We start from the raw sequence: 25,227 nt of genomic DNA, 5'->3' as shown, positions 1-25,227 counted from the left end.
GCGACGGTCGGCCGTCCCGGCGAGGGGATCTGACCGCGGTACAACCGGACCGCCTGCTGTTTCTTGCCCAGGCCCATTCACCAACACCTCCAACGGCGAAGTGTTGCGAGCACCGGTTGAATCCACCCCCACCGCCCTCAACTGGCGGTGGAGATCCTGCGCGACTTCCTTGGGGTGGACCTGCCCGCCACTCCGCTGATCCGGCGGGAGGCGAGCACCTTCAACACCCGCCCTTCCGATGACATCGAGGCCGACCTGGTTCTGGTGCTGGGGCCACCACAATCGCCCGTCCACGCCATCATCGTGGAGATCCAGCAGGACAAGACCAAGGACCCCCAGCAGTTCGCCCGTTACGCCGCCGCCAATACGCATACAGCATGTCCGCGCCCGACATCCGCCGCCTCTTGGAGGAGATCATGAAGTCCGCGTCCACTGAATGGCCGGTCTACAGCCCCTTCGCCCGCGAGCACTTCGGCCGCGGCAAAGCCGAAGGTAAGACGGAGGGCAAAGCGGAGGGCAAGGCGGAGGGCAAGGCGGAAGAGGCTGGTAGGTCGGTGCTGCTCGTGTTGGCTGCCCGTGGCTTCGATGTGCCCGACGACATCCACGCCCGGATCGTCACCTGTACGGACCTTGCCCAACTCGAGACCTGGCTCGCCCGAGCGGCCACCGCCCAGACCCTCCAAGGGCTGTTCGACGAAGTGAGCTGAGTGCCGGGCCGCCTGGTCGGCGTCGGCTCTACCACCTGCTCCGTACGATGACCTTGACCGGATCCCGGGCTCTGGGCCGGAGTGTCACCGGATTACCAGCGGGTGCGAGCCGGTAGCCCTACTTGACGCGGGTCAGGAAGAAGTCCCTGACGTCCTCGGCGAGCAGTTCCGGCACCTCCATCGCGGCGAAGTGGCCGCCACGCTCGAACTCTGACCAGTGCCTGATGTCGTACAGCCGCTCGGCCAGCGGTCGCACCGACTGCGTGATGTCGTGCGCGAACACCGCCACGCCGACCGGCACCTGGCACTGCACGGTCCGCCCCCGCGGGGCGTCGTGGTGCAGCCGCGCCGAGGAGGCCGCGGTGGCGGTCAGCCAGTACAGCGAGATGTCGGTGAGCATCCGATCGTCGCTGATCTGCGAGCGGGGGTCCGTCCACTGCGCGAAGCGCTCGGCGATCCAGACCAGCTGGCCGACCGGCGAGTCGGTCAGGGCGTAGCCGATGGTCTGGGGGGTGAGGGCCTGCAGCGCCTGGTACGGCGGACGATTCGCGATCAGCTGCCTGACCTTGTCCAGCCGGGCTTCATCCGTCGCGGACAGTTCGATACCGGCATCCGGGTCCGGCCGGGTCGGCAGGTAGTTGATGTGTGCGCCGACGACTTGCTCGGGTGCCACCGCGCCGAGCGCCAGGGAGATGCCCGCGCCGAAGTCGCCGCCCTGTGCGCCGTAACGCTCGTACCCGAGACGGCGCATCAGCTCGGCCCAGGCCCGCGCGATCCGGAAGGCGTCCCAGCCACGCTCGTGGGTCGGCCCGGAGAAGCCGTACCCCGGGATGGACGGGATCACCAGGTGAAAGTCGCGCGACAGCGGCTCGATCACGTCCAGGAACTCCAGGAACGAGCCGGGCCAGCCGTGGGTGAGGATCAGCGCGAGCGCGTCCGGCTTCGCGGACCGGACGTGGACGAAGTGGATGTTCTGGCCCTCGATCTCGGTGGTGAAGTGCGGGAGCTCGTTGAGCTCGGCCTCGTGCTCGCGCCAGTCGTACTTGGTCCGCCAGTGCTCGGCGAGCTCCTTGAGCCGCGCCAGCGGGAAGCCGTAGTCCCACCCGGCGTCGGCGACCTCGTTGGGCCAGCGGGTACGGGCAAGCCGGTCGGTCAGGTCGTCGAGGTCGGCTTGGGGAATGTCGATACGGAACGGCTTGATCATGGTCTCAGCTCCAGAGGGGTTCGTTCGCTCGCCAAACGTTCGAACGACTAACGTTTATGCTGTGAACGATAGCACAATCATTAGTGCGCCAAACGATTCGTTAGACTTGGCACATGGAGAACCCATCCGAGGAGACGCCCACCCGATGGGCGGGCCTGCCCAGCTGGCTGCTCAGCCAGACCGCCAACCACGCGCACCGCCTGGTGGGCGACGGGTTCTCGTCTGTCGGCGCTCGCGGATACCACTACCGCCTGCTGGCGACGCTGGAGGAGTCCGGCCCGGCCAGCCAGGCCGCGCTGGGCCGCCGCAGTGGCATCCACCTCAGCGACATGGTCGCGACGATTAACGAACTCGCCGATGGCGGACTGGTGGAGCGCGCCCCGGACCCGGCTGACCGGCGACGCAACATCATCTCGCTCACCTCAACGGGCAAGCGGCAACTGCGGCGATTGAAGAAACGGCTGGCCGAAAGCCAGGACGAACTGCTGGCTCCGCTGTCACCCGAGGAGCGACGGCAGTTGACCGAACTGCTGTCCAGGCTGCTGGATCACCACGACCAGCGAACCGGCACCCCAGAAGAGCAGTAGCGCTAACTGGGAACACACGCAAGAAGTCCTCGCAGGCCCCGCCCATGTATCACACGGCCTTAGCGTTGAGACGTGCAGCATCAGTGCCTTCTCGGACTGCTCCAGCGCCGAACCGAGGATCCACTGCACCCGATCCGCTGTCGCGTGTTCGTCAGCCGTCGAGTGCAGATGTGACCGACAGTGGTCGCAGCGGAAACTCGACTGTACTGGGGCATGCTGGAGTCATGACTGATGATCAGGTAGCCGCAGCTGTCCGTGCATTGATCAATCGGTACGACCCCGAAGGTCTGTTGGACATGGGGGCTCCTGAAGACGAATACGACCCCCAGGTGGGTGATCTCATCGCTCTCGTATGCGGTAGGGAACAGATCACCGCTGACGCTGTCGGCTCCGTCTGGAACCGATGGTTCGACGATGTCTCCGATTGGTGCACCCGGCAGCCTGAGCAGGTTCGTGAGGTCGCGGCCGCGCTGGAGAAACTTCGTGGCCAACGACGGCGCTCAAATCTTTCCTGACAGTAGGCGCGTTACTTACTGGTGGAGTCGCCCATTCAACTATCGCGAGTTCTCGGTGCCGAGGGGCGCGGTAGTGACTATCAGTGATTCCAGCGGCAGCAGGTCGCTCTCGAACACAGGTGCGCGCGCAAGGTCGGATTGGGCCTGATTATGTCGGTAGGCCCTGCCAAGATCCCGGTATGACGATCGATGCGCTGGCGCCGTTCCGCTGGCTGCAACCGCCGTACGGCGATCGGGGCGACCTACTCGGCGAGATCTATTGCGTGACCTTGCTGCGCGGGCTCGACCCGGCCGAGGTGCTGCGCCGGTTCGGCGCCCGCACGAGCACGGAGATGAGCTTCGCCGAGCTGGATCTGGCGAGCTCCGACTTCACGATGGTGACCGGTGGCGGCGAGGGAGGCGGTCACGTCGGAGTGGTCGCAACCGGTGATGGGTGCGCGGCGGTGGAGCCGTACGGCTGGTCGGGGACGGGCGACCCGACGCTGGCGCGGCTGTCGGTCGGCACCGAGGTGGTGTCCGTCTCGCGGCATGACTACGCCTGCGACTACTTCCACTACGCCGCCGACGGCATCGTGATCACAGCTTTCGACCCGACCGCTCCTGAGGATCGCTCCGGTGCCGACACGGACCGGCTTGCCGGCCTCATGCGCGAGTTCGGCCTGCCCCTGGAAGAGGGCTCGGACGAGGAGTGGGACCAGCGGTACGACGATCTGTCCGAGCACGGCCTCGCGCGGATGTTCGCGATGGCGGCCCGCCTCGCCGGCGTGACGTTCACCGCCGACCTGCTGAACGGACCACTGCTGGTGGGGGCGATCGCCGACCTGCCGCAGGAAGACCTTCAGCGCGAGACACCCTGAGACGGCAATAACCCCTATGCGGCTGACAAGAGTCGCGCTGCCGGAGACGGTCAGCTTGGTCGGTCGAACTCGCCGTCCTTGACGCCGCTTAGGAAGGCTCTCCACTCGCCGGGAGTGAAGGTGAGTGCGGGGCCACCCCGGTCCTTGCTGTCGCGGACGGCGACGATTCCGGGGATGTTACTTGCGACCTCTACGCACTGGCCGCCGTTTGAACCGGAACGGGAACTCTTCCGCCAGACGGCCCCGGACAAGTCGATGTCGTTCAGGTCTGCTGCTTCCATTGGTTCCGCCCTTCCTTGATCATCTCTAGAGACGGACCGGGGCGGAGCGCCTCTGTGCGTAGTTTGTCATAGATGTCCCAGACCAGAGAAACGAGTTTATGATCTGCCGAGACTTCCGCCTTTGCTGCGGAGTCTACTGAGACAGTGGTCGGGGCGTCGGAAAGCTCGGCAATCGTGAATGCGGACATCATGCCTGTCGTGCAGGTGGTGTCATGGGGGACGATCTGTATCGTCACGTTGGGCCGCTCTCCCGCGATGAGCAGGTAATCAAGCTGCTCCTCCATAACCTTGGCACCCCCGATGGGGCGACGAAGCACCCACTCATCCAAGAGCACGAGCAAGGTGGGCGGCTTGTCTTGTTGAAGTATTCCTCTACGCCGCATACGAGCATCAACCTTGTCTTGTATGTCCTGCTCGGAAACGAATAAGCCACCGAGAAAAACGGCTCGCGCGTATGCCTCCGTCTGGAGGATGCCGGGAATCTGGAGCGGGTCCCAACTTCGGAGCGCCCGTGCGTAGGGTTCTATTTCCTCTGTCCAACGGATGTACCAGTCGGGGCCGGTGGGAGAGGTGATATTGCGGCATAGGCGTTTGAACCGGTCACCTGTCCCGAAAACCTCATCACACCCTGCGGCAAGGTCGGGTTTCGGGGTCCTGTCGCCTTTCTCGAGATGCGCTACGAGGGATGACGAGCAGCCCAGGTGTTTCCCCAGCCGGACTTGTGTCATGCCTACTTCTCTGCGAACACGACTGAGCTCCTTGCCAAAGCGCTGAGCTGCCGTCAGGCGCGGGTCGAGATCGTTGGCCATGTTCGTCCTCCACCTGTATCTACCCAAGCGTGACGCATCTTTGACAAGTATTGACGGTCATCCCCTCTGGTGGGGGCGTTTTGGGCCCCGACTGTGCGCCCCCTTCGTCTACTGCACAAGTTCCTTCATGGGCATTCTGGAAGTTCAAGGCGTTAGGCCTGAGTGCGGCCATGACATGAATGGACAATTCGGTCAAGAAGCCCGGGTTATTGTGACAGGCCAAGATCTCGAATGGATGGCCTCAGAGGTGCGGCGGTGATCTGTGGACAGTGGCTCCTTCGATGTGCAAGAGCAGTTCGTTCGGCTGTGGCAGCTCGGGTTGGGGCTGACGGATCTCGGCGAGAATGTCGCCGTCGATCTTCCGCGCGGGAAGTGTCCGGTGCTGCTGGTGATTTATCAGCCTTTTCCGCTACGGATACGAGCGAAGCTTTACAAAGGCGAGCGCGTCTTCGCGTGGGGCTGGATGCCTTGGTGCCGAATACCGGTGCTGGAAGACACAGCTGTGTCGGCGGAACGGCTTCTCAAGTTGGTGGCCCGGTGAATATCTGGGGCGCGGATCAGGACGGCTTCTTCGTGTGGGGTGCCACGGACGGCCGCGGCCGTGGCTCAGGTGGAGTGGCCGGGACTGGTCTGAAAGCTGCCTCACAGCTGTACGCCGCGATCAGCGCTCTGGGGGGCGACGCGGTCGGGTCCATGCACGTGGTCCATCTCGACCGCTATGCGCGTCAACCGTCCTACATCTACGGGCCGGTGGTCCTGCGCATTCGCCGAGAAAGAGCGACGGGCGAACTCAGTCTCAGCATCGGTGATGACTGACACATCTGAAGCCGGGAACGCGAGCTCGTGTGCCTGCTCGCCACCGGCCGCACCGACGAGAAGGCGGGTAGGAAGCCGGGGCCGTCTGTACGGACAACCCGCCGCATGATGGCACGCCTGATGTCGATGCTGAAGGCCCGCAGCCGCTTCGAAGCGGGCGTGCTGGCGGCTGGCGCGGCTGGATGTGAACTGCTGCTCAACACCCCGTGCATGAGGTGATGTCATAGCCGACAAATTTGATCACGAGTGTATGCAGCGTGTTGATCAAGGCGTTCCGCCAGGGCATGAACGTCGGCTTTGTTGCACCCCGAACCAGGAGGTGAGGGCGTCCGCCAGGCCCTCGGGGTCGGCTGTTGCGCGGGCCCAGGCGACGTAGCCGTCCGGGCGGATGAGGAGACCGGCCAACTCGCTGCGGGCTGTGCTGGGTGTGGTGATGATCTGTACCCGGTCGGAGTGCCCGGCCGCCACTGAACGGATCCGCGCCGAGTCGGCCAGATCCAGCAGGACCGCACGGCCCTGCCGCAGGGGTACGGCGACGAGTTCCCGGACTTCGGGGTCCAGGTCCGGCATGAACCGGCCTACCAGCGGGTGTGCCGAGCCGGGCGAGTAGTCGATCTCAGTGCTGTTGGCCATCGCGACGAAGTGGCGCATGACCGCGGGGATCTCCAGCACCTCGGCGAACACCTCTCGCAAGGCTTCGACCTGCGGACCAGGCCGCATCAACGCCACCTGCGCGCGGCTGTTGCGCAACACCCACGCGCCGATCGGGTGCCGTTCGGCGGTGTAGGTGTCCAGCAGGGACTCCGGCGCCAGGCCGCGGACCACCAGGCCGAGCTTCCAGCCCAGGTTCATCGCGTCCTGTAGGCCAAGGTTGAGCCCTTGGCCCCCGATCGGCGCATGCACGTGCGCGGCGTCACCGGCCAGCAGCACCCGGCCCTTCCGGTACGTGGCCGCCAGCCGGGTGTTGTCGCTGTACCGGCTGGCCACGGTCAGGCTGGTGACCGTGGCGTCGACACCGCCGGCCCGGCGGATGCTGGCCTGCATCTCCTCGAGGGTGACCGGCGCGGTCCGGTCACCGGGCCCGCCGTCGAACTCCATGGTGGTGATCTCCCCCGGGACCAGCGGGGACACGGTGACCATGCCGCCCGGCCCGCGTGGGTTCGAGGGAAGTGCGGCGAGATCGGCCACCTCGACCATGGCTACACGACCGGTCATGGTCGGCTCAGTGCCGACGAACTCGATCCAGGCGCGCTTGCGCACAGTACTGTGACCACCGTCGCAACCAACCAGGTAGGACGCGCGGACGGTACTCCCGTCAGCCAGTACCGCGACCACGGCCTCACCCTCCTCGACCACATCGACGACCTCACTGCCGTGCCGGACCCGCACGCCCAGTCCGGTGGCCCAGTCGAGCAGGAACTGTTCGAACACGTGCTGCCTCAGCAAGTGCGGCTCCCGCTGCAGGGTGTTGTCGCCGGCGCCTTGCTGAAACAGCCTCAGTCCGGCGAAGTGGCCTCGTGCCCTGGCGGATCGGAGTTCGGGGACCGGGGCGGCGGAAGAGTCGTCGTGGCCGCGTGCGGCGTTCAACCGCGCGAACGTCTCCTGCTGCACGCGTGCCAGCGGTTCGGTCAAACCGCGCAACCGCAGGCTCTGCGTGCTGCGGCCATTGATGCCGCGCAGGCCGAGGCTGCGAGTACGTCGTTCGGCGCCATCGGCGGTTTCGAGTACCAGCGGCTCCAGCCCCGCCAGACGCAGTTCACCAGCCAGCAGCAGGCCGACCGGTCCGCCCCCGACAACAAGCACATCGGACATGCCAACTCCTATTTACGCTGTATATATTTACGCCGTAAATGGCAGCATGTAGGCTGTGATTCTGTCAAGCGGGGAAGCGACGGAAGGACGAGCGCGTGGCACCGAGGCAACCACTGACCAGGCGACGCATCCTGGACGCTGCCCTGGCCCTGGCCGGCACGGAAGGCTTGGACGGGCTGTCCATGCGCAAACTCGCCAAGACCCTCGGCGTGGAGGCAATGGCCCTGTACAACCACGTGACCAATAAAACAGACATCCTCGACGGCATCGTCGACCGAGTATTCACCGATATCGACCGCGCCGACCCCGACCTTCCCTGGCCTGACCGAGTACGCGCCACCGCGCTGAGCATGTACCGGGCGCTACGCCGCCATCCGGTCGTCCCGCTGGCCCTGGTCACAGACCGGGCCAACCCGACATCACTACGGGCTCTGCAGCCGATGGACGACCTCTTCGGAGCCTTCTCCGAGGCGGGACTGAACGATGACGGCGTACGCCAGGCATTCGGAGCGGTACAGAGCCTGATCTATGGATCGATCTTGCTGTCGACCACTGGATTCATCCACGACGCCGGCCAGGCCATCCCACGTGAACAACTCGCCCCTTACTCCCACCGCCTCGACTCGGACAAGCTGCCACACTTCAGCCGTATGTTGCCCGCGCTGTCATCCGGGGATGCCGAAAGCGACTTCGTACGCCAGTTGGACGTATTGATCGCCGGCCTGTCGGTGCTGAAGTGAGCTGCGACGGCACAGGTCGGCACTGCGACCTCTCAGAAGGCATCTGATCTAGATCCAATGCCGTGTAGTTAAGTCTTGGGGATGAGAGTCAAGGGTCTGGCGTGGCCAGAATGTCGATGCTTGCCACTGGCCTTTCCGGCGGATCGTGCTGATGGCCCGTATTGACCTTGGCTCGGTACAGCATCGCCATCCAGGCGCAAAGGGAGAGCGGCGGGCCGGGAGAACCGGCCCGCCGTGGATGGATGGAGCTAGCAGTCCACCAGTTCGGGCTTCTGGTTGAGGATCTGCGCGCGTGGCGTGACGAACTCCCGCCAAGCGTCCGCGGCCGACGGAGCGAACACCGCCACCCGGTGGCAGTTCTGGAAGGCCAGGCGGACGCCGAAGTGACGCTCCAGCGCGCCGCGCATCGAGTCGCTGGCCAGGCAGCGCAGGAGCTGGCCCCGGGCTTCCTCGCTCGGCGGCGGCACCTGGTTGTCGGCGAAGTCGGCGCCGGTCCTGTCGCGCTGCTGGACCAGCTCGCTGATCACCGACCAGGCGTACGGCAGAGAGTCGCGGACGCAGGCGATGAACGCCGCGTCGTCGACCTCGCCGGCTCTGGCCTGATCGAGTAGATCGTTCGGAACGGTCAGCGACATGCTGTCTCCTCTCAACGGGGATTGATGCGAACGCTAGGCGGGCTCGGTGAGGGCTTCCAGATGACCGGAGGGGACAGTCATGTGGTCGGCCGGCCGCCGTAGACGAACTCCGGGTCGATCTGGTCGGCCAGGTCGAGGCCGGTCTTGGCGTTGGCCCAGGAGCGGGCGTTGCGCAGGTGGAACTCCTCGGTCTGGCGGCCGAAGCGGGCCCAGTCCTTGTCCTGCGCGTCGAGGTGCTTGCGCAGGATGGCCAGCGCGTCGGCGTTGGTGGGTTCGAGGTCGTCGAGGGAGAAGCGGTGGCCCTGCTCCATCGCGCGTATGGCGGAGGAGTGCTCCATCCACGTGAGCAGGTCGTCGCCCACCTGGCTGTGCAGGAAGTCGACGTCGGACGGGCTGTGCACCTTGTTGCCGATCACGGCCAGCGGCACGTCGTAGTCGGCGGCGTAGTCGCGGTATTGCCGGTAGACGCTGACACCCTGCCTGGTCGGCTCCGCGACGAGGAACGTCAGGTCGAAGCGGGTGAACAGGCCGGAGGCGAAGGAGTCGGACCCGGCGGTCATGTCGACCACCACGTATTCGCCCGCGCCGTCCACCAGGTGGTTGAGCAGCAGCTCGACGGCTCCGACCTTGGAGTGGTAGCAGGCCACTCCCAGGTCGTCCTCGCTGAAGGGACCGGTGGCCATCAGCCGCATGCCCTCTGCCGTGGTGACCGCGAACTCGCTGGTCGCCAGGTCCTTGAAGCTCAGCAACCGGGAGCCGCGGCCCGGCGGGGTCGTCTTGACCATGGCCTGGGCGGAGGGGATGCGCGGGTTGTCGCCGCGCAGCAGCTCCTTGATCTCGGTGAGCCGGGAGCCCAGCGGCTCCGGCGGGTCCTCGACGCCGAGCACCAGTGCCAGATGCTGGTTGATGTCGGCGTCCACGATGACCACCGGGCCGCCCTGGCTCGCCAGATATCTCGCGAACAGCGCCGACATCGTCGTCTTTCCGCTGCCGCCCTTGCCGACGAACGCCACTTTCATGAGCACCCTCCCGATGGTTATGAAAACCGTTACCGTTTCATGTCGCACTCATCATGCCAGACTGAGTGCGTGAGTGACGACGAATTGGCGCAGGCTGCGGGGCTGCGCGCGGCGGCCATCGAGGCGACCACGATCGTGACGGCGGGCGAGCGGGGCGACGACTCGGCGCGGGCCGTACGGCTGCGGGATGCGGGCGAGCGGGGCGACGAGTTGGCGCGGGCCGTGGGGTTGCGCGAGGCGGGCAAGCGGGACGAGGCTCGCGAGCTGCTGGTGGCGCTGGCCGCGCGGTATCCCGATGACGCTGAGGTGGCCTACCAGACCGCGTGGGTGCACGACGCGCTCGGCCTGGAGGCCGAGGCGGTGCCGTTCTATGTACGCGCGCTTGCGGGTGACGGGCTGAACGCCGAAGACCGGCTGGGCTCCTTCGTCGGTCTGGGGAGCACCTACCGGGTGCTGGGGCGGGTGGCGGAGTCGCTGGCGACCTTCGAGCGCGGGCTGGCGGAGTTCCCTGGCGACGCGGGGTTGCGGACGTTCAACGCCATGGCGCTCTACAGCTCCGGCCGGGCGCGCGAGGCCGTCAGTACGCTGCTGGCGATCGTCGCCGAGTCGGACCGGGCGGGCGGCTACGCCAGGGCCATCTCCTACTACGCCGAGAACCTGGACGAGCGCTACGTCGAGAACTTGGACGAGACGATCTGAGCGAAGGTCACCTCCGTGAGCAGGCGTTCCTCGTGCTCGCGCAGCGCGCTCCAGACGTCGGCCAGCGGGCCCGCGACACCTGGATAGCCGCCGTGCGCCGGATACTCGGGCTTGCCCTCGATGACCGCGATCACGTCGGCGAGGGTGATGTCGTCCGCCGGGCGGGCCAGCCAGTAGCCGCCCTCAGGGCCGCGCAGGCTGTGGATGAGCCCGGCCCGCCTGAGTTGCAGCAGGATGTTGTCGAGGAAGCGGCGCGGGATGTTCTGGGCCGAGGCGATGCGCTCGGCCGGCACCGGTCCCGGCGGTGCCGCGGCTAATTCGGTGACCGCCCGCAGCGCGTAATCGGTTCGCGCGGAGACCCGCATCACACCGGATTGAGGCCCCAGCGCCGGCGTAGGGCGCTGTCGGCGGCCTCGAACAGCATGTCGATCACGATGCCGATCACCAGGATCACGATCATCGTGCCGATCAGTCCCGGCGAGTCGGACAGTTCCCGCGAGATCGCCAGCTGCTCGCCGAGCGACGACTGGTACGCGATGATCACGAGCAGCTCGCCGGCCATCAGCGAGCGCCAGGCGAACGCCCACCCCTGCTTCAGCCCCGCCAGGAACGACGGCAGCGACGCGGGCAGGATCACGTGCCGGTAGAGCTGCAGTCGACGGAACCCGAGCACGTGCCCGGCCCGCAGCAGCAGCGGAGGCGTGTAGTCGACACCGGTGATCAGGCCGTTGGCGATCGACGGGGCGGCACCCAGGATCACCACGAACGTGATGGCGCTCTCGGTCAGCCCGAACAGCAGGATCGCGAACGGGAACCAGGCGATCGACGGCATGGTCTGCAGGCCGGTGATCAGCGCGCCGAAGGCGGCCCGCAGCACCTTCACCCGCGACACGGCCGCGCCGACGATCAGGCCCACGAGCATGGCCAGCGCGAAGCCGGTGACGGCCCGGCGCATGGTGGTCGCCACCGCCTGGTAGAACTCGGGGTCGCCGAGGCGGTGCCCGAGGTCCTGGAAGGTGGTGATCGGGCCGGCGAAGACGTACTCGGGCCAGCGGCCGCTCAGCACGACCAACTCCCAGGCGACCAGCACCAGCGCGACCGCGGTCAGCATCGGCCAGAGCCTCGCCCAGGCCCGGGACGCCACTCCGGCGCGCTGCTCACCGGCCAGCTCCAGCGCGTCGAGCCCGGCGAGCTGACGCGCGTGCGTGTCAACGGCCATCGCTCGCCTCCGATCCGTACGCGGCCGGCCTGTGCGCGGCCGGCCCGTGCACCGCTGTTCCGTCAGTGACCATGGCGCAGCACCTCTTCCTTCAGGCGGTCGGTGATCGTCGCGGCGAGCCCGGCGACCTCCGCGGAGTCGGTGCGGCGGGGCCGGGCGAGCTCGACCGGGAACTCCTCGACCACGCTGCCGGGACGGCTGCTGAGCAGCACGACCCTGTCGCCGAGCCGGACCGCCTCGCGGACGTTGTGCGTGACGAACAGGACGGACAGCGCCTGCTCCCGCCAGATCCGCTCGAGCTCGTCGTGCAGCAGGTCGCGGGTCATCGCGTCGAGCGCGCCGAACGGCTCGTCCATCAGCAGCACCGCGCCGCCCTCCGAAGAGGAAGAGGACGAGGACGAGGAGGACTGGGCGAGCGCGCGGGCCAGGGCGACGCGCTGGCGCATGCCGCCGGACAGCTCATGCGGGCGCTTCTTCCCGAACCCGCCTAGGTGCACCATCTCCAGGAACTCGCCCGCCCTGATACGACGCTCGCGCTTGGCGAGGTTGTCGGCGCGGAAGGCCATCTCGACGTTGGCCGACACCGTGAGCCACGGGAACAGCGCCGGCTCCTGGAACATCATCGCCACCTGTCGCCCGGCAGTGGAGATCTCCCCCTGTGTCGGCCGGTCGAGCCCGGCGACCAGCGAGAGCAGCGTGCTCTTGCCGCAGCCGGAGGCGCCCAGGAGGCAGACGAACTCGCCGGGCCGTACCGACAGCGAGACCTTGTCGAGGGCGAGCAGCCCGTTGCCGCCGTGACCGTAGACCTTGGAGACGGCCTCCAGCCGGACCGCCGTCGTACGATCGACCACCTGCGTCGTCATGTGCGTCACCTGTCCGAAATCGACTGCTGACCCTGCGCGGCCAGCACCTCGTTGAGTGGCTTCAGGTTGTAGATGCCGTTCAGGTCCACCGGCTTGAGCAGCCCGACCTTGACGGCGTGGTCGGCGCTGCCGGTGAGCGAGGAGGCGATGGGGTCGTTCGTGAACGTGATGTTCTTGAACGCGCTCTGCAGCACCTCGGGCTTGAGCGGCTTCTGGGTGAGCTTCTCGATCGCGGCGTTGACGGTCTGCGCGGCCGCGGCGGGGTCGTCGTTGAGGTACTTGGTGGCCTCGACGTGCGCCTCGATCAGCTTCTTGAGCAGGTCGGGGTTGGCCTTGGCCCAGTCCTGCCGGACGATGAGGTGGGTGATCACGAACTGCTTGTTCGGCCAGAGGTCGCGCTCGTCCTGAAGGATCTTGCCCTTGCTCTCGATGACCAGGCGGCTGGCGAACGGCTCGGGCACCCAGGCGCCGTCGATGTCACCGGTCGCGAACGTCTGCAGCGTCTGCGCGTTCTCCTGGGGCACGATGTGGACGTCGCCGCCGCCCTTGGTGTCGGTCTTGAGCCCCTTGCTCTCCAGCCAGTAGCGCAGTGCGACGTCCTGGGTGTTGCCGAGCTGCGGCGTGGCGATCTTCTTGCCCTTGAGGTCCGCGGCCGAGTTGATCCCGGGCTTGACGACCAGGTACACACCGCCGGACGCGGCGCCCGCGACGATGTTGATGGCCTTGCCCTTGGACTTCTCCCAGGCGTTGATCGCCGGGTTCGGGCCGATGTAGGTGGCGTCGACCGCGCCGGAGAAGACCGCCTCGATCGCCGCCGGGCCGGCGTTGAACGTGCTGGTCTTCACCGGTACGCCGAGGTGCTTGGCGTAGAAGCCCTTCTCGACGCCGACCAGGGCGGTGGCGTGGGTGATGTTCGGGAAGTAGCCGAGGCGCAGCTCCTTCGCCGCGCCGGTGGGAGAGGCGCTGCTCCCGCAGGCCGCCACGAGCGCGGTGAGTGCGGTTGCGGCCAGAGCGGCTAGCACCCTGCGAGCGTTCATGCCCTACTCCCTATTTCCTACTTAATAAGTCGGCTATGTGCATATGAAACTCTCCAAATCCCGACACGTCAAGTTGGTATAGGGGGATAACTAGGATCTGTCCGTATGGAGAGACAGCTGATCAGCCATATCGCGCACGCCGACCACCCGATCGCCTCCCCGATCAGCGAGGCGAACCTGCTCCGCTTGCTGCGCCGGGCCAAGCTGCCGAGCGGCGCGCGGATCCTGGACCTGGGGTGCGGCTCGGGGGTCTGGAGTGTTCGGCTTCTTGAGCTGTACGGCGACGCCACCGCCGACGGTGTGGACCTGTCCGACGCGGGCTTCATCGACGCCCGCCGGATGGCGGCCGAGGCCGGGGTGGCGGACCGGCTGACCCTGCATCATGGCTCCGCGACCACCTTTGCCGCAGCTGAGCCGTACGACCTGGTGCTGTGCGTCGGCGCCACGCACGCGTTCGGCGGGCTGACGCCGTCGATGGAGGCGATCGGCGGCCTGCTCGCTCCCGGCGGGCTGGCGCTGGTGGGTGAGGGGTTCTGGGAGCGGCCGCCGGGCCGGGAGATCGAGGCGGAGATCGGCGAGTACGCGGACCTGCCGGGCACCGTGGCACAGGCCGAGTCGGCCGGGTTTCACACCGTGTACGCCCACGTCAGCGAGCGGGGCGAGTGGTACGACTACGAGTGGTCGTGGACCGGGACGCTCATCGACTGGGCGTTGCGGCATCCCGGCGACGACGGTGACGCCGCGATGGCCGCGGCGCTGGAGCACCGGAAGATGTGGCTCGACGGATATCGTGACCTGCTCGGGTTCGTGACGCTGCTGCTCAGACGCGCCTGACGGCAGGTGGCTTGATGGCGGGCCGCTAACGGCAGACCGAGTCCAGAGTGATCGGGTTCTCCGGACTTCCCGTCTGCGGGGCGGCCTGCGGGTGCCGAGTGGGCGAGCTCTGCTCGGCCAGGGCCTGGGTGACCTTGTGCCGGATCAGGAGCCAGTCGGGGTAGACGGTGTCGATCAGCGGCGGTACGAAGTTCAGGCTCTTGATCTTGTGCTCCTTCACCTTCTGCGCCAGTTCCACCAGGTCGGGCAGGACGTTCTGCGGGATGTCGGTGGAGATCGCGCGCTTCGTCGCCACGGCCAGCTTCTCGAAGCTGTTCAGCACGGTCACCGGGTCGGCCTGCTTGGCGACGGCGTTGAGCAGGCATTTCTGGCGGCCCATGCGGACATAGTCGTCGCTGTCCGTACGCGAGCGGCCGAACCAGAGCGCTTCCGCGCCCGAGAGCTTGCGGGTGCCGGGGCTCAGCAGGCCCTCGCGGTACTTGCCGTAGACGATCGGCTCCTTGATGGTGACCGTCACACCGCCCATCGCATCGATGATCTGCGCGAAACCTCTCATGTCGACCAGGGCGTAGTAGGTGATGGGGATGCCGAGGATGTCGCTGATCGTCTTCTTGAGCAGGGTCGGGCCGCGCTGTCCCTTGCGTACGCCCGGCTCCATCTCCGGATAGTCCTCGGCGTACTGGAAGACCTCGTTGAGCAGGCCCGGAGTGTCGGGGCCCGCGCCGGTGAAGCCGTCGGGGAAGCGGTCCCTGGGCGGGCCTTCCGGCATCCGTACACGCTGCAGATTGCGCGGCAGGCCGAGCAGGGTGGTCGCCCCGGTGGCGACGTCGACGCTGGCCACGGTCATGCTGTCCGTGCGCACGCCGGGACGGCCGGGGGCGGCGTCGCCGCCGAGGAGCAGGAGGTTGATCCGCCTCGCGCCGTTCCACGGGTCCTGCGACACGATGGGGGAGACGCTGGCGGTGAACAGGGTGTTGACCACGTCCCGCGACACGTAGGCCACGCGGGCCGCGTAGACGGCCGGGGCCAGGATGAGCCCGCACAGGGCGATGGTCAGGACGGTGGTCACCGCGCGGCCCACGCGGTTCGCGGGCGCCGGCCGTACCAGCAGGTACGACCAGATGATCACGCTCGTCCAGACGACCCCGAGCGTGGCCACCATGATGGTGAGAGCGGTGAGCCAGGCGGGCTGCACGGCCAGCGAGAGCAGCCTGCTGCTGAACACGGTGAGCACGATGAGGATCGAGGCGAGCATCAGCACGTACGTCACCATGAGGGCGATGCCGGTCCGCCGCCGGTCGGCGGCCAGGTGAGCCACCCCCCACAACAGAGCTGACGCCAGGGTGAGCGCGATGCTGAAGCCGAGGCCGTACCCGCGTTTTCTGACTGTCATCCCTGGTCAACCCCTTGTTCTACGAACTATGGCCAAGGTTAGTAACGGTTTGGAGACGGGCGAATTGGTGAAAAGGCAGTGTCGCGGCAAGTTTCGGTGAAGTCCATCTTGAGATATAACGTGTGTGTGAGACGCGGAAGCTACGGATTCGACGCCCCATGGGCACTCGCCGGGCTCTTCTTCGGGGCGGTGGTGCAGCTGGCGTTGGTCGCGGTCTCGTTCGCCTTCGACGTACCGGCGGCGGGGATCGCGTTCCTGCTCGGTGCGCTCTACACGCTGGCCAGCGCGGGCAGTTACCTCTATACGACCCGCCGGGGAAAGTTCGCGGTGTGGGGCGAGGAGCTCGGCCGGATCGAGGGCGACGAGCAGGTGCTCGACCTCGGCTGCGGGCGCGGGATGGTGTTGCTGCTCGCGGCCCGGCGGCTGCGCGGCGGCCGGGCCACCGGCATCGACCTGTGGAGCGGCAAGGACCAGTCGGGCAACGCCGAGAGCGTCACCAGGGCCAACGCCGAGGCCGAAGGGGTGTCGGACCGGGTCAATCTGGTCACGGGGGATATGCGCGAGTTGCCGTTCGAGGACGGGCGGTTCGACCTGATCGTGTCCAGCCTGGCCATCCACAACATCCCGACCGCCGAAGGACGCGACCAGGCCGTCAAGGAGGCGCATCGGGTGCTGCGGCCGGGTGGGCTGATGCTGATCGCCGATTTCCGGCACACGTCGTGCTACGAGGATGTGCTGCGTGGGCTGGGCGTGGTCGATGTGCGCAGGCGTGACCTGGGGTGGCGGTTCTGGTACGGCGGGCCGTGGTTCAAGTCGGAGATGCTGGAGGCCCGCAAACCAGGTTCAAACGGTGTGGAGGCGCGTTCGGCCGACGGTGAGGGCGCGGCCGTGCCGAAGGTGGGGCGGCTTCACCAGGATGCGGCGCCCGTGAAAGACGTCGGCGACGGCGCGTAGCCCAGTCGCTCGCGGGCCGCGGTGATGTCCAGCGTGCGCTCGACGGCCAGGTGGCCGACGGCGTAGCGGGTCAGGCGCGGCTCTCGGGCGAGCCGCGCGGAGACCGCCGCCACACCGTGGGCGAGCGTCTCGGAGATCGTCGCCAGGCCGTGGGCGAGATGCCGGGGCAGGTAGAGCGGGGTCGCGTCGATGCCCTTTTCCCTCAGTACGGCACGGAGCGCGTCGTCCAGCACGACCGGCTCGGCGTCGGTCACGTTGTACGTCCCGAGCGGACCCGTGACGGCCAGCAGGCAGGCCAGGGCGAGGTTGGACACCGATGTCAGGCTGACCCGCTGCCGCCCGTCGCCGACCGCGACCAGCCTGCGGCCTCTGACCGCCCGCAGCACCCGGGGGAGCAGCGTGGTGTCGCCCGGACCGTAGACGGCGTGCGGGCGCAGGATCACCGCCCGTCCCTCGACCAGGCGTTCGGCCGCGGCCTTGGAGGCGCCGTAGGCGTTGACGTACCGGCTCACCGGGGCCTCGTGCTCGCGGGCCATGATCGTCGGCCGTCGCGGGTCGTACACGCTGGCCGTGCTGACGTGCACGAACCGGGCGTGCGGGAAGGCGGCCATGGCGTTCGCGGTGCCGGTGTGGTTGGCTCGCCAGATCCCGGCCGGTGGGCCCCAGTCGGTGACGCTGCCAGCGCAGTGGATCAGCGCGTCGAGGTCGAGGTCCGGGCGCTCGTCGCCGGTCAGGTCCCACGTGCGGTACGTCGCTCCAGGGATCTCCGCGGGCCTGCGCCCGAAGCCGTACACCTGCCAGCCCCTGGCCACAGCCGCCCGGCAGACCGCGCCCCCTACGAAACCGGACGCCCCGGTGACCCCGATCCTCACGCGGCCCTGATCAGCAGGTGCTTGTAGGTCGGGAGGAGTACGCCCCTGGCGGCTCGCCGCGCCACCACCTTGACCGGGCGGGCGAGCACGACCCCGGCCACCGCGCGGATCTCGGCCAGCGCCAGCGGGTAGCCGATGCAGAAGTGCGGCCCCGCGCCGAACCACAGGCGGCGCAGCTCCGGCGGGTGCGGCCGGGACGGATCGAACGGGCCGTACGCGCGGGCGCAGTTGTGCGTCACGATCAGCACGCGGTCACCGGGCCGGGCCAGGACCTTGCCCAGGCGTACGGGCTCGGCGACGGAACGCAGCATCACCGGGGTCGGCGTGGTGATCCGCATCGCCTCCTCGATCGCCGGCTCCAGGTCGGCGCCGAAGGCGTCGTGGTCGTGCAGCAGCGCGACCAGCCTGGGGACGAACGTGGCGACCGTCTCCGTCCCGGTGAGGAAGAACGCCCCGGCCGCCCCGCGGGCCTCCGCGGCCGACAGCCCGAGCTCGCGCATCCGGCCCATCACCGTGGTCGAGTCCCCGGCGTCGTAGGCGGCCTGCGCTATGTCGCCGATCCCGTCGAGCACCTCGCGGGCCACGGTGAGCTGGCGGGCGTTCAGTCCCCGGGTACGCAGCGAGACCATCGACACCACCCGCTCCCCGTCGGCGAACAGCCGCCTGGCCCTGGTCGCCGGCACCTCGCCGAGCCCGATCACCCGGCAGATCACCGCCCCGGCCAGCAGCCGCATCTCGTCCACCAGGTCGACCGTGTCGCCTTTCGCCAGGCGTACACGGAGGTCGTCCAGGGGGCCGGCCAGCACGTCGGAGACCAGCGTGGCGACGGACGACGGCGTGAACAGCGGCGCCAGCTTGGCGCGGAGCGCGGCGTGCGGCTCGCCCTCCATGTTGAGCAGCACCGACGGGCCGAGCACTGGCGTCCACAGGTCGCCGGGCGAGCCGGGGCCGTCCTTCCGGAAGCGGCCGTCCATGAGCACGCGCCGGGCCAGGGCCGCGTCGTTGACCACCACACCCAGACCCGGCACCCGCACCACCGGGCCCAGGCGGGCCAGCAGGCGCATCAGCGGGTAGGCGAAGGGGTGGGCGGCGAGGTAGAGCCGCGTCTCGTGGCGCCGCCCACGCCGGACGCGCTGCTCGTGGCGCTCGGGTCGCTCGGGCTGCTCTGGTCGCCCGCGCTGCTCCTGGGTCTCGCGACGCTCGGGCGGATCGTCGCGGCTGTTCACAGGTCCGCCAGCATGACGCCCAGGCTGATGCCGCCGCCGAGGCCGAGCAGCGCCACGCGGTCGCCCTCGCGGGCGTGCGCGAGTTGGAGCGGGAGCGTGACCGACGCGCAGTTTCCGTGCTCGGGCAGCGTGATCACCAGCCGGTCGTCGGGGAGGTCGAGCGCGCGCGACAGCACCTTCAGGTACGGCAACGCCACCTGGTGCACCGCGATCACCGCGAAATCGTCCCACGTCAGGCCGGTGCGTTTGAGCGCGTTGAGGAAGAGGTCGGGGCCGACGAGCTGGAAGGCCTCCTTCAGCCGGCGGCCGTCGCCGCGGAAGTAGGAGTACTCCGGGTCGCGCGGATGCATGGAGCCACCACCAGGAAGGGTGCCGATGCCCCACGCCGTACTATCCGCCGAAAAATCGCGATAAAAGATGCCGCGGAGGGGGTCGGCCTCCACGAGCACCGCCGCGCCCGCGTCCGACAGCGTGTATCCCGCGAACGCGTCCACGAACTGCGCCCGGTCCCGCACCCGCCAGCGGATCGCCCGCGACGGCGTCTCGCCCGAGCACACCAGCACCCTGCGGTACGCCCCGGAGACGATCAGGCCCTCGGCCACCTGGATCCCGTTGAGCAGGCTGTTGCAGGCGTTCTTGACGTCGAACACCGGGCACGACAGGCCGAGCTTGGCGGCCACGATGTGCGCGGTCGCGGGCTCGACCAGGTCCTGCGAGGCCGAGGCGAAGATCAGCAGGTCGATGTCGGTCGCCAGCCCCGTGGCGGCCTCGACGGCCAGGTCCGAGGCCTGCTGATCGTCGGCGGCCACGTGGCGGCGCCTGATGCCGGTCATCCGCTCGATGATCCCGGTCGGCGGCCGGTAGCCCTCGATGCGTCGCTCGACCTCGTCGCTGGTCAGCGTGTCTGCGGGAAGGTACGTGGAGGTCTGGGTGATGCGGGCCTTCATGGGCCGAAACCTAGCGGGTCGGCCTTGCAGAACGTTTGCCGGCCGTTCACCGGGCCCGGTCGCCGCGCGTCCGGACGTGCCGGTGGGCGACCCTATGAGCGACCACTAATCATTTCAATGAATCTCAATTAACGGTGGCCAGGAGAGTTATTTGCGAAACCTGCTCGATGTATGCCGTGGGCAAGGCGTACAGGATGCCGGCCGTTTCGGAATCGTGAATCACCGGCAGGGCGGCGAGCGCGTCGGCGGCCAGGCCGCGGCAGTATTCCAGAGTTCTGTCCACCATGTCGCCGGCGCGCAGGCGACGCAGGACTTCCGCCACCTGGTCGTCGGTCATATTCCTGCCCAGCAATTCCGACACGTCCGCGCCGGCCATCAGCAGGGGCAGGCTGTAGACGCCCTGTCGCAGGTCGTTGCCCGCGGGTTTGCCGAGTTGCCGGCTGGAGGCGGTCAGGTCGAGCAGGTCGTCGAGCACCTGGAAGATCAGCCCGAACCGCTCGCCGTACGCCGCCATCCTGGCCCGGTCCTCCAGCGAGGCACCCGCGCACACGGCGGCCACCAGGCACCCGGCCCGGAACAGCGCGGCGGTCTTACCGGTGACGGATCGCAGCGCGCTCTCGACGGTCCGGTGCGGGTCGAACAGGTCGGTGGTCTCCAGGTACTGGCCCTCCGCCAGCTCGACGACGGTCGCGGCCAGCACCTCGGCCACCGGCCTCGACACGGCCGTGATGGCCGCCAAACCCGCCCTGGCCAGCATGAAGTCGCCGATCACCAGGGCCTTGCCGGCGCCGAGCTCGGCGTTCAGCGTCCTGGTGCCGCGCCGCTCGGTGGCGTTGTCCATCAGATCGTCGTGCACGAGGGAACCGGCGTGAATCAACTCCACACACGCCGCGGCCGTGATCACCCGCCGGTCGGGCTGCTTGCCCAGGGCGATCGCCGTGGCCAGGGTCATGGCGGGGCGCAGCCGCTTCCCGCCGGCACTGATGATCCGCTCGGCGCCCGCGTTGATGCCCGGCAGCGTGGAAGATCCGCTGAGGCGGCGGATCCTGGCCTCGACCTTGCGCAGTCCTTGGGCGATGGCGGGGGTGTTCAGCAGTCGGTCCATGGTCACCAGCCTGCTCCGCGGCGGCTGAGCCATCCCTGAGAAACGCTGAGGAAATTCTCAGCCGACTGCCCGAATTGCCGTCGATTACTCGTAAGTACGGTGACTTGGAGAAAGATCTGGGGTCTAAAAGTAATTGCGGGAAATGGCAGATCGTCCGACTGGTTAAAATCCTCGAGTGTAAAGAAATCCAGATCGTTCTGGGAGATAGATGCTCCATTGTTGGGAGGTAGGCTCCAGCGGCCGAAACAACAGCGCATCCATTTCTGGGGGACTGACCTTGTACAAGCACGCCATCACCGCTCTAGCTCTGACCGCTTCCGGCCTGCTGCTGGCTGCGGGGCCAGCGGCCGCCGCCGACGAGTTCGACAGCGGCTTCACCAGCTCCCCGAGCAGTGCGATCGGGGCGCGGAACGACAAGGCAGAAGGCCACTTCTTCGCCACCGACTACTGGCACGGTGTCCAGGCGGGCACGTTCGACCTCAGCCGCTCCAGCCTGACCGGTGTCCGCACCGTCCCCACGACCGTCTCCCTCGCGAACGCGGCCTGCCCCGCCAAGGTGAGCGTGGCCTGCCTCGACTCGGTGACCACGGTCCGGCCGTCCGCCACGAGCAGCACGTCCTGCTCCGCCGCGGTGACCACCGTCCGGCCCATCGCGACGACCGGCTCGCCCTGTGCCGCCGCGGTGAGCAGCGTCCGCCCGGTCGAGGTGACCACGGTCCGGCCCGCCGCCACGAACGGCTCGCCCTGTGCCGCCGCAGTGGCTACTGTCCGGCCGGCTGCCACGAGCAGCACGGCCTGCCCTGCCGCGGTGACCACCGTCCAGCAGACGCCGGTCCAGCCGGCCCCGGTTCAGCATGCCCCGGTTCGGCCGGCCGCTGTGAGCTCGGCCTGCCCCGCCGTGGTGACCATGGCCTGCCCCGCCAGCACGACCACCGTCCGGCCCGCGAACGTGAGCACCACCTGGGCCGCCAACATGACGACCACGGTCCGCCCCGCCATCGTGGGTACGGCCTGGACCGCCAACGCGATCACTGTCCGGCCCTCCATCGTGGGTACGGCCTGGGCTTCCGTGTCGACCGCGGTCCGGCCCACCGTCGCCATCGCCATGAACACCGGCCGCGCCGAGGACTGCAAGCCGGCCCTGTCCTCCTCTCAGTCCCAGTCCCAGTCCTACGCCTGGAACGGCATCCGGACCGCCGGCTGGAGCGGTTGGATGGCATCGACGGAGCGCGACTCGGCGCGCGGTTCCGAGCACGCATGGGCGATCGTCACGAGGTAACCGCATCGTGAGATGAGCACGGGCGCGGGTCCATCGTCCCTGGCGACGGTCCGACCCGCGACCCTGACGGAACCGCTCCGGGCCTGACCTGACGCCTGGCGCGGTTCCGGCACTCACCTTCTCGAGCCGTCTGCTCTCCGCTGAGTGAGCAGACGGCTCGTCGGCGTTCGAAGGTGGCTTGTTCCGAACGAAACCCGAAGGCGCTGCGGTCAGTGAGAACGCCAGGCGGCCAGCAGATCCTCGGGCCCCCATGACTGGTCCAGGGGAAGGCCGGACTCGAAGCCCGCCCTTGAGACGGCGATGGTCGGGGTGTCCAAAGAGGTGCCTGGCACGAAGGCGGTGCTGCGGACCAGCTCCTCATGATCGCGCTGGTCGAACAGGCGATTGTCGTACCACTTGATTGATCCGACGAAGTGCACGTGTGTCGCTACCGGGCCTCTGTCGGCGCCCACCAGGTCGATCTCGGGATTGTTCTGGCGGTTCCACCAGCTGCCGATCTCCTCGGTGTCCGGCCACCGGTCATCCGGCAACGCTCTGGCCAGGGTCTGGCGGATGACCGGCTCCACGGCGCGTCCCCGCCACGCCGTCCAGGACCGCTCGATGCGTCGCAAGGCCAGATCCGGGCGGCCCCGCTCGCTGTCGGCGATCGCGCGCTGCAGGAACGCGAGCCAGAAGCGCAGATAGTGATCGGATATCCGGTATCGCTTGTTCTTGGTGTCCGGCTTGGTAGACAGGGGCAGGTCGGTGGCGATCACTCGCTTGGCCACCAGGTTCGTCAGGATCGGGGCGAGAGTGCCGGGCAGAATCGGGGTGCCGCCGCCCGTCTTCGCGGCGATATTCGAGAACGTACGCTCGCCCGTACCCACCGCTTCCAGGACGGCGCGAACGTGCGAACCCTGGGGAAACTCGCCCAGCATCGAAAGCTCTCCGGCGGCGAGGAGCGGTGACAACGGTGAGTCGAGGCTCCTGCGGAGGAAATCGACGCGTGACAACCCTGGCTCCCACGAACGAACGATCTCCGGGAATCCTCCCGTGATGAGAAGCGCGTCGATGGCGTCGGCCGCCGGCAGCCGCGTCATTTCGGCGACGTCGGCGAGGTTCAACGGCTGAACGGTCATTCGGGCGGCCCGGCCGAAGAAAGGCCGACCGTATTGCTGAAGCGCCTCCATCATCGTCAGATCGCTGCCCACGAGGAGGAGCAGGATGGGTTTGGCGGAGAGGAACCTGTCCCAGACGGTTTGCAGCGCTCCCTCGAACTCGCCGTCCTGCTCGACCAGCCACGGCACCTCGTCGAGCACCACGATGCACGGGGCATCGGCCGCCGCGGTGACCAGCGACTTCAGAGCCTGGTTCCAGTCCTGTGGCTGAGCGTCCTGGATGAGCTCCGACATCGGGAGCCCTGCGGACGCCACCGCTTCGACAAAGTCGTTGCGCTCGGCGCCAGAGGCTCGCCCACGAGACGCTTGGAAAACGACGTAGGGCAGCCCGGAGCGATCACAGAACTCCTGCGCCAGGCGGGACTTGCCGACCCTTCGGCGCCCGGTCATGATCAACGCTCGGCCGCGGGTGGTCAGCTTCCCGTCCAGGACCAGGCGCAACTGTTCGCCGAGCGTTCTGAGGTCCTGAGATCGTCCCGAGAATTCGATCACCACGACCGCTCACGCTCCAAACTATGATCCAATCAAACTATGATCTCATCATATATTCCTTGGTCGCGAGAGGGCAGCTCATCGGAGGTGAGGTCATGGGTGGTCTGGCACCATGAGCGCGGTTGACTCTCACACGGTGTCAGGTCATAGACCGGGAAGTCCCAGCGAAGAGGAGGTCGTCATGGCATTGGCGGATCGGGTGGACGCTGTCCTTCAGGCGGGTAAGGCGCCGAATCTGCACGGACTCGTGGTCGTCGAGCACGGGCAGATCATCCTCGAACGGTACGGCGCCGGCCAGGACGTCCAGCTCAACAACCCCCTCGGGCACGTCACGTTCGGGCCGGACACGCTGCACGACGTCCGGTCCGTCACCAAAAGCGTGGTCTCGCTCCTGTACGGCATCGCCTTGGCCGAGAAGCTGGTGGCGCCTCCGGAGGAGGGATTACTGGCGCAGTTCCCGGAATATCAGGATCTGGCGGCTGATCCCCAGCGAGCCCGCCTCACCATCGAGCATGCCCTGACGATGACGCTCGGGATGGAGTGGGACGAGAGCGTGCCGTACACCAGCACCGCCAACAGCGAGCTGGCGATGGAGTACGCGCCCGACCGCTACCGCTACGTGCTGGAGCGGCCGATCGTGGAGGAGCCGGGGCAGCGGCGGGTGTACTCCGGCGGAGCAACGGCGCTGATCGGGCGGCTCGTCGTCAAGGGGACCGGACGGTCGCTGGCCGAGTTCGCCAGGAGCGCGCTGTTCGAGCCGCTGGGCATCGGCGCGTTCGAGTGGTCGCAGGGTGACGACGGGGACGAGATGGCGGCCTCGGGGCTGCGGCTGACGCCGCGCGACATGGCCGCCATCGGCACCGTCCTGCTCGACGGCGGGCGCGGGATCGTGCCGCGGAGCTGGATCGAGGAACTGTCGCGACCCCGGGTGAAGATCGACGACAGGTCCCACTACAGCTACCAGTGGTACGTCGGCACCGGCGAGCGCCCCTCGATCGCCGCGCATGGCAACGGGGGCCAGACGATCCACGTCGCACCCGAGCGCGGGCTGGTCGTGGCCGTGACGGCGGGCGAGTACAACGTCGAACAGCTCAGCGCCGCGGCCGTGCTCGACGCGGTCCTAGAAGGGGCCTGACCGGCCGTCCTCCGCGGGGTCCCATCGCCTGAC

Annotated in this window: 29 protein-coding genes; 13 read left to right on the top strand and 16 right to left on the bottom strand. The window is 67.9% G+C overall.

Features of this window, described 5'->3' with window-relative positions:
* The first annotated feature begins 147 nt into the window (after positions 1-147).
* Entirely contained in the window at positions 148-420 is a 273-nt protein-coding gene (locus LDL49_RS46875) for a hypothetical protein (RefSeq protein WP_225301426.1), read from the top strand.
* Entirely contained in the window at positions 378-707 is a 330-nt protein-coding gene (locus tag LDL49_RS46870) for an RpnC/YadD family protein (RefSeq protein WP_225301425.1), read from the top strand. The genes LDL49_RS46875 and LDL49_RS46870 overlap by 43 nt, the downstream gene beginning before the upstream one ends.
* Positions 708-825: 118 nt before the next feature.
* On the opposite strand, the gene LDL49_RS46865 is transcribed toward LDL49_RS46870, so the two are convergent.
* Positions 826-1,911 (bottom strand): epoxide hydrolase family protein, encoded by a 1,086-nt coding sequence (locus LDL49_RS46865; RefSeq protein ID WP_225301424.1) that lies wholly within the window; start codon positions 1,909-1,911, stop codon positions 826-828.
* 113 nt (positions 1,912-2,024) lie between these two features.
* On the opposite strand from LDL49_RS46865, the gene LDL49_RS46860 reads away from it, so the two are divergent.
* The 3 genes from LDL49_RS46860 (at position 2,025) to LDL49_RS46850 (ending at position 3,870) form a co-directional block, all read left to right on the top strand.
* Positions 2,025-2,498, top strand: coding sequence for a MarR family winged helix-turn-helix transcriptional regulator (locus LDL49_RS46860; protein WP_225301423.1), 474 nt, complete (start codon positions 2,025-2,027; stop codon positions 2,496-2,498).
* Positions 2,499-2,722: 224 nt separating this feature from the next.
* Entirely contained in the window at positions 2,723-3,013 is a 291-nt protein-coding gene (locus LDL49_RS46855) for a hypothetical protein (RefSeq protein ID WP_225301422.1), read from the top strand.
* Between the two features lie 179 nt (positions 3,014-3,192).
* Positions 3,193-3,870, top strand: a complete 678-nt coding sequence (locus LDL49_RS46850; protein WP_225301421.1) for a DUF6461 domain-containing protein — start codon at positions 3,193-3,195, stop codon at positions 3,868-3,870.
* Positions 3,871-3,920: 50 nt separating this feature from the next.
* Here the strand turns inward: LDL49_RS46850 and LDL49_RS46845 are convergent, their stop codons facing one another.
* Both LDL49_RS46845 and LDL49_RS46840 read right to left on the bottom strand, forming a co-directional pair.
* Positions 3,921-4,151, bottom strand: coding sequence for a DUF397 domain-containing protein (locus LDL49_RS46845; RefSeq protein ID WP_263656404.1), 231 nt, complete (start codon positions 4,149-4,151; stop codon positions 3,921-3,923).
* Positions 4,133-4,960: a helix-turn-helix domain-containing protein gene (locus LDL49_RS46840; protein ID WP_225301420.1), complete on the bottom strand. Its 828-nt coding sequence runs from the start codon at positions 4,958-4,960 to the stop codon at positions 4,133-4,135. Before LDL49_RS46840 ends, LDL49_RS46845 begins: the two co-directional genes overlap by 19 nt.
* A 262-nt stretch (positions 4,961-5,222) precedes the next feature.
* Between LDL49_RS46840 and LDL49_RS46835 the strand changes: the two genes are divergently transcribed.
* Positions 5,223-5,501: a hypothetical protein gene (locus LDL49_RS46835; RefSeq protein ID WP_225301419.1), complete on the top strand. Its 279-nt coding sequence runs from the start codon at positions 5,223-5,225 to the stop codon at positions 5,499-5,501.
* Complete coding sequence (locus LDL49_RS46830) at positions 5,498-5,776, top strand: hypothetical protein (protein ID WP_225301418.1); 279 nt, start codon at positions 5,498-5,500, stop codon at positions 5,774-5,776. Before LDL49_RS46835 ends, LDL49_RS46830 begins: the two co-directional genes overlap by 4 nt.
* Before the next feature lie 264 nt (positions 5,777-6,040).
* Here LDL49_RS46830 and LDL49_RS46825 read toward each other — a convergent pair whose 3' ends face one another.
* A complete protein-coding gene (locus LDL49_RS46825) occupies positions 6,041-7,588 on the bottom strand; it encodes an FAD-dependent monooxygenase (RefSeq protein WP_225301417.1) in 1,548 nt (515 codons plus the stop codon).
* 95 nt (positions 7,589-7,683) lie between these two features.
* Between LDL49_RS46825 and LDL49_RS46820 the strand changes: the two genes are divergently transcribed.
* Positions 7,684-8,328, top strand: a complete 645-nt coding sequence (locus tag LDL49_RS46820) for a TetR/AcrR family transcriptional regulator (protein ID WP_225301416.1) — start codon at positions 7,684-7,686, stop codon at positions 8,326-8,328.
* 248 nt (positions 8,329-8,576) lie between these two features.
* Here the strand turns inward: LDL49_RS46820 and LDL49_RS46815 are convergent, their stop codons facing one another.
* Complete coding sequence (locus LDL49_RS46815; RefSeq protein ID WP_225301415.1) at positions 8,577-8,963, bottom strand: SCO5389 family protein; 387 nt, start codon at positions 8,961-8,963, stop codon at positions 8,577-8,579.
* Between the two features lie 77 nt (positions 8,964-9,040).
* Positions 9,041-9,982 carry an ATP-binding protein gene (locus LDL49_RS46810; protein WP_225301414.1) on the bottom strand — a complete coding sequence of 314 codons (942 nt, stop codon included), beginning with the start codon at positions 9,980-9,982 and terminating at the stop codon, positions 9,041-9,043.
* Between the two features lie 69 nt (positions 9,983-10,051).
* Here LDL49_RS46810 and LDL49_RS46805 point away from each other — a divergent pair, with 69 nt between their 5' ends.
* Positions 10,052-10,681: a tetratricopeptide repeat protein gene (locus LDL49_RS46805; RefSeq protein ID WP_225301413.1), complete on the top strand. Its 630-nt coding sequence runs from the start codon at positions 10,052-10,054 to the stop codon at positions 10,679-10,681.
* Here LDL49_RS46805 and LDL49_RS46800 read toward each other — a convergent pair.
* The 4 genes from LDL49_RS46800 to LDL49_RS46785 all read right to left on the bottom strand — a co-directional run bounded on the left by LDL49_RS46800 (position 10,651) and on the right by LDL49_RS46785 (position 13,800).
* A complete protein-coding gene (locus LDL49_RS46800; RefSeq protein ID WP_225301412.1) occupies positions 10,651-11,046 on the bottom strand; it encodes an RrF2 family transcriptional regulator in 396 nt (131 codons plus the stop codon). The two genes, LDL49_RS46805 and LDL49_RS46800, sit on opposite strands and share 31 nt — an antisense overlap.
* Positions 11,046-11,900 carry an ABC transporter permease gene (locus LDL49_RS46795; RefSeq protein WP_225301411.1) on the bottom strand — a complete coding sequence of 285 codons (855 nt, stop codon included), beginning with the start codon at positions 11,898-11,900 and terminating at the stop codon, positions 11,046-11,048. Before LDL49_RS46795 ends, LDL49_RS46800 begins: the two co-directional genes overlap by 1 nt.
* Before the next feature lie 62 nt (positions 11,901-11,962).
* A complete protein-coding gene (locus LDL49_RS46790) occupies positions 11,963-12,763 on the bottom strand; it encodes an ABC transporter ATP-binding protein (protein ID WP_225301410.1) in 801 nt (266 codons plus the stop codon).
* A 5-nt stretch (positions 12,764-12,768) separates the two neighbouring features.
* Positions 12,769-13,800, bottom strand: a complete 1,032-nt coding sequence (locus LDL49_RS46785) for an ABC transporter substrate-binding protein (protein ID WP_225301409.1) — start codon at positions 13,798-13,800, stop codon at positions 12,769-12,771.
* 105 nt (positions 13,801-13,905) lie between these two features.
* Between LDL49_RS46785 and LDL49_RS46780 the strand changes: the two genes are divergently transcribed.
* Positions 13,906-14,634 (top strand): SAM-dependent methyltransferase, encoded by a 729-nt coding sequence (locus LDL49_RS46780; protein ID WP_225301408.1) that lies wholly within the window; start codon positions 13,906-13,908, stop codon positions 14,632-14,634.
* Between the two features lie 25 nt (positions 14,635-14,659).
* Here LDL49_RS46780 and LDL49_RS46775 read toward each other — a convergent pair whose 3' ends face one another.
* Positions 14,660-16,027: an LCP family glycopolymer transferase gene (locus LDL49_RS46775; RefSeq protein ID WP_225301407.1), complete on the bottom strand. Its 1,368-nt coding sequence runs from the start codon at positions 16,025-16,027 to the stop codon at positions 14,660-14,662.
* A gap of 126 nt (positions 16,028-16,153) precedes the next feature.
* Between LDL49_RS46775 and LDL49_RS46770 the strand changes: the two genes are divergently transcribed.
* Complete coding sequence (locus LDL49_RS46770) at positions 16,154-16,981, top strand: class I SAM-dependent methyltransferase (RefSeq protein ID WP_225301406.1); 828 nt, start codon at positions 16,154-16,156, stop codon at positions 16,979-16,981.
* On the opposite strand, the gene LDL49_RS46765 is transcribed toward LDL49_RS46770, so the two are convergent.
* The 4 genes from LDL49_RS46765 to LDL49_RS46750 form a co-directional block, all read right to left on the bottom strand.
* Positions 16,936-17,853, bottom strand: coding sequence for an NAD-dependent epimerase/dehydratase family protein (locus LDL49_RS46765; RefSeq protein ID WP_225301405.1), 918 nt, complete (start codon positions 17,851-17,853; stop codon positions 16,936-16,938). The genes LDL49_RS46770 and LDL49_RS46765 overlap by 46 nt on opposite strands.
* Positions 17,850-19,079, bottom strand: a complete 1,230-nt coding sequence (locus LDL49_RS46760; RefSeq protein WP_225301404.1) for a cytochrome P450 — start codon at positions 19,077-19,079, stop codon at positions 17,850-17,852. The genes LDL49_RS46765 and LDL49_RS46760 overlap by 4 nt, the downstream gene beginning before the upstream one ends.
* Positions 19,076-20,026: a 3-oxoacyl-ACP synthase III family protein gene (locus LDL49_RS46755; RefSeq protein ID WP_225301403.1), complete on the bottom strand. Its 951-nt coding sequence runs from the start codon at positions 20,024-20,026 to the stop codon at positions 19,076-19,078. Before LDL49_RS46755 ends, LDL49_RS46760 begins: the two co-directional genes overlap by 4 nt.
* 124 nt (positions 20,027-20,150) lie before the next feature.
* Positions 20,151-21,131, bottom strand: coding sequence for a polyprenyl synthetase family protein (locus tag LDL49_RS46750; RefSeq protein ID WP_225301402.1), 981 nt, complete (start codon positions 21,129-21,131; stop codon positions 20,151-20,153).
* Between the two features lie 277 nt (positions 21,132-21,408).
* On the opposite strand from LDL49_RS46750, the gene LDL49_RS46745 reads away from it, so the two are divergent.
* The gene (locus tag LDL49_RS46745; protein WP_225301401.1) at positions 21,409-22,410 is read left to right on the top strand and encodes a hypothetical protein; all 1,002 of its coding nucleotides are present in this window, start codon (positions 21,409-21,411) and stop codon (positions 22,408-22,410) included.
* Between the two features lie 209 nt (positions 22,411-22,619).
* Here the strand turns inward: LDL49_RS46745 and LDL49_RS46740 are convergent, their stop codons facing one another.
* The gene (locus tag LDL49_RS46740) at positions 22,620-24,062 is read right to left on the bottom strand and encodes an ATP-binding protein (protein WP_225301400.1); all 1,443 of its coding nucleotides are present in this window, start codon (positions 24,060-24,062) and stop codon (positions 22,620-22,622) included.
* Between the two features lie 178 nt (positions 24,063-24,240).
* Here LDL49_RS46740 and LDL49_RS46735 point away from each other — a divergent pair, with 178 nt between their 5' ends.
* Positions 24,241-25,194 carry a serine hydrolase domain-containing protein gene (locus LDL49_RS46735; RefSeq protein ID WP_225301399.1) on the top strand — a complete coding sequence of 318 codons (954 nt, stop codon included), beginning with the start codon at positions 24,241-24,243 and terminating at the stop codon, positions 25,192-25,194.
* The last annotated feature ends 33 nt before the right edge of the window (positions 25,195-25,227 follow it).

It is taken from the genome of Nonomuraea aurantiaca (assembly GCF_020215705.1).
Classification (GTDB): domain Bacteria; phylum Actinomycetota; class Actinomycetes; order Streptosporangiales; family Streptosporangiaceae; genus Nonomuraea; species Nonomuraea aurantiaca.
Note: the sequence above shows the minus strand (reverse complement) of the source record. Positions and strands in the feature narration are given on the sequence as shown.

Coding starts and splice junctions, on each gene's coding strand:
- LDL49_RS46870 (WP_225301425.1), top strand. CDS start 378: ATGTCCGCGCCCGACATCCGCCGCCTCTTGGAGGAGATCATGAAGTCC.
- LDL49_RS46865 (WP_225301424.1), bottom strand. CDS start 1,911: ATGATCAAGCCGTTCCGTATCGACATTCCCCAAGCCGACCTCGACGAC.
- LDL49_RS46860 (WP_225301423.1), top strand. CDS start 2,025: ATGGAGAACCCATCCGAGGAGACGCCCACCCGATGGGCGGGCCTGCCC.
- LDL49_RS46855 (WP_225301422.1), top strand. CDS start 2,723: ATGACTGATGATCAGGTAGCCGCAGCTGTCCGTGCATTGATCAATCGG.
- LDL49_RS46850 (WP_225301421.1), top strand. CDS start 3,193: ATGACGATCGATGCGCTGGCGCCGTTCCGCTGGCTGCAACCGCCGTAC.
- LDL49_RS46845 (WP_263656404.1), bottom strand. CDS start 4,151: ATGGAAGCAGCAGACCTGAACGACATCGACTTGTCCGGGGCCGTCTGG.
- LDL49_RS46840 (WP_225301420.1), bottom strand. CDS start 4,960: ATGGCCAACGATCTCGACCCGCGCCTGACGGCAGCTCAGCGCTTTGGC.
- LDL49_RS46825 (WP_225301417.1), bottom strand. CDS start 7,588: ATGTCCGATGTGCTTGTTGTCGGGGGCGGACCGGTCGGCCTGCTGCTG.
- LDL49_RS46815 (WP_225301415.1), bottom strand. CDS start 8,963: ATGTCGCTGACCGTTCCGAACGATCTACTCGATCAGGCCAGAGCCGGC.
- LDL49_RS46810 (WP_225301414.1), bottom strand. CDS start 9,982: ATGAAAGTGGCGTTCGTCGGCAAGGGCGGCAGCGGAAAGACGACGATG.
- LDL49_RS46800 (WP_225301412.1), bottom strand. CDS start 11,046: ATGCGGGTCTCCGCGCGAACCGATTACGCGCTGCGGGCGGTCACCGAA.
- LDL49_RS46795 (WP_225301411.1), bottom strand. CDS start 11,900: ATGGCCGTTGACACGCACGCGCGTCAGCTCGCCGGGCTCGACGCGCTG.
- LDL49_RS46790 (WP_225301410.1), bottom strand. CDS start 12,763: ATGACGACGCAGGTGGTCGATCGTACGACGGCGGTCCGGCTGGAGGCC.
- LDL49_RS46785 (WP_225301409.1), bottom strand. CDS start 13,800: ATGAACGCTCGCAGGGTGCTAGCCGCTCTGGCCGCAACCGCACTCACC.
- LDL49_RS46780 (WP_225301408.1), top strand. CDS start 13,906: ATGGAGAGACAGCTGATCAGCCATATCGCGCACGCCGACCACCCGATC.
- LDL49_RS46775 (WP_225301407.1), bottom strand. CDS start 16,027: ATGACAGTCAGAAAACGCGGGTACGGCCTCGGCTTCAGCATCGCGCTC.
- LDL49_RS46755 (WP_225301403.1), bottom strand. CDS start 20,026: ATGAAGGCCCGCATCACCCAGACCTCCACGTACCTTCCCGCAGACACG.
- LDL49_RS46750 (WP_225301402.1), bottom strand. CDS start 21,131: ATGGACCGACTGCTGAACACCCCCGCCATCGCCCAAGGACTGCGCAAG.
- LDL49_RS46735 (WP_225301399.1), top strand. CDS start 24,241: ATGGCATTGGCGGATCGGGTGGACGCTGTCCTTCAGGCGGGTAAGGCG.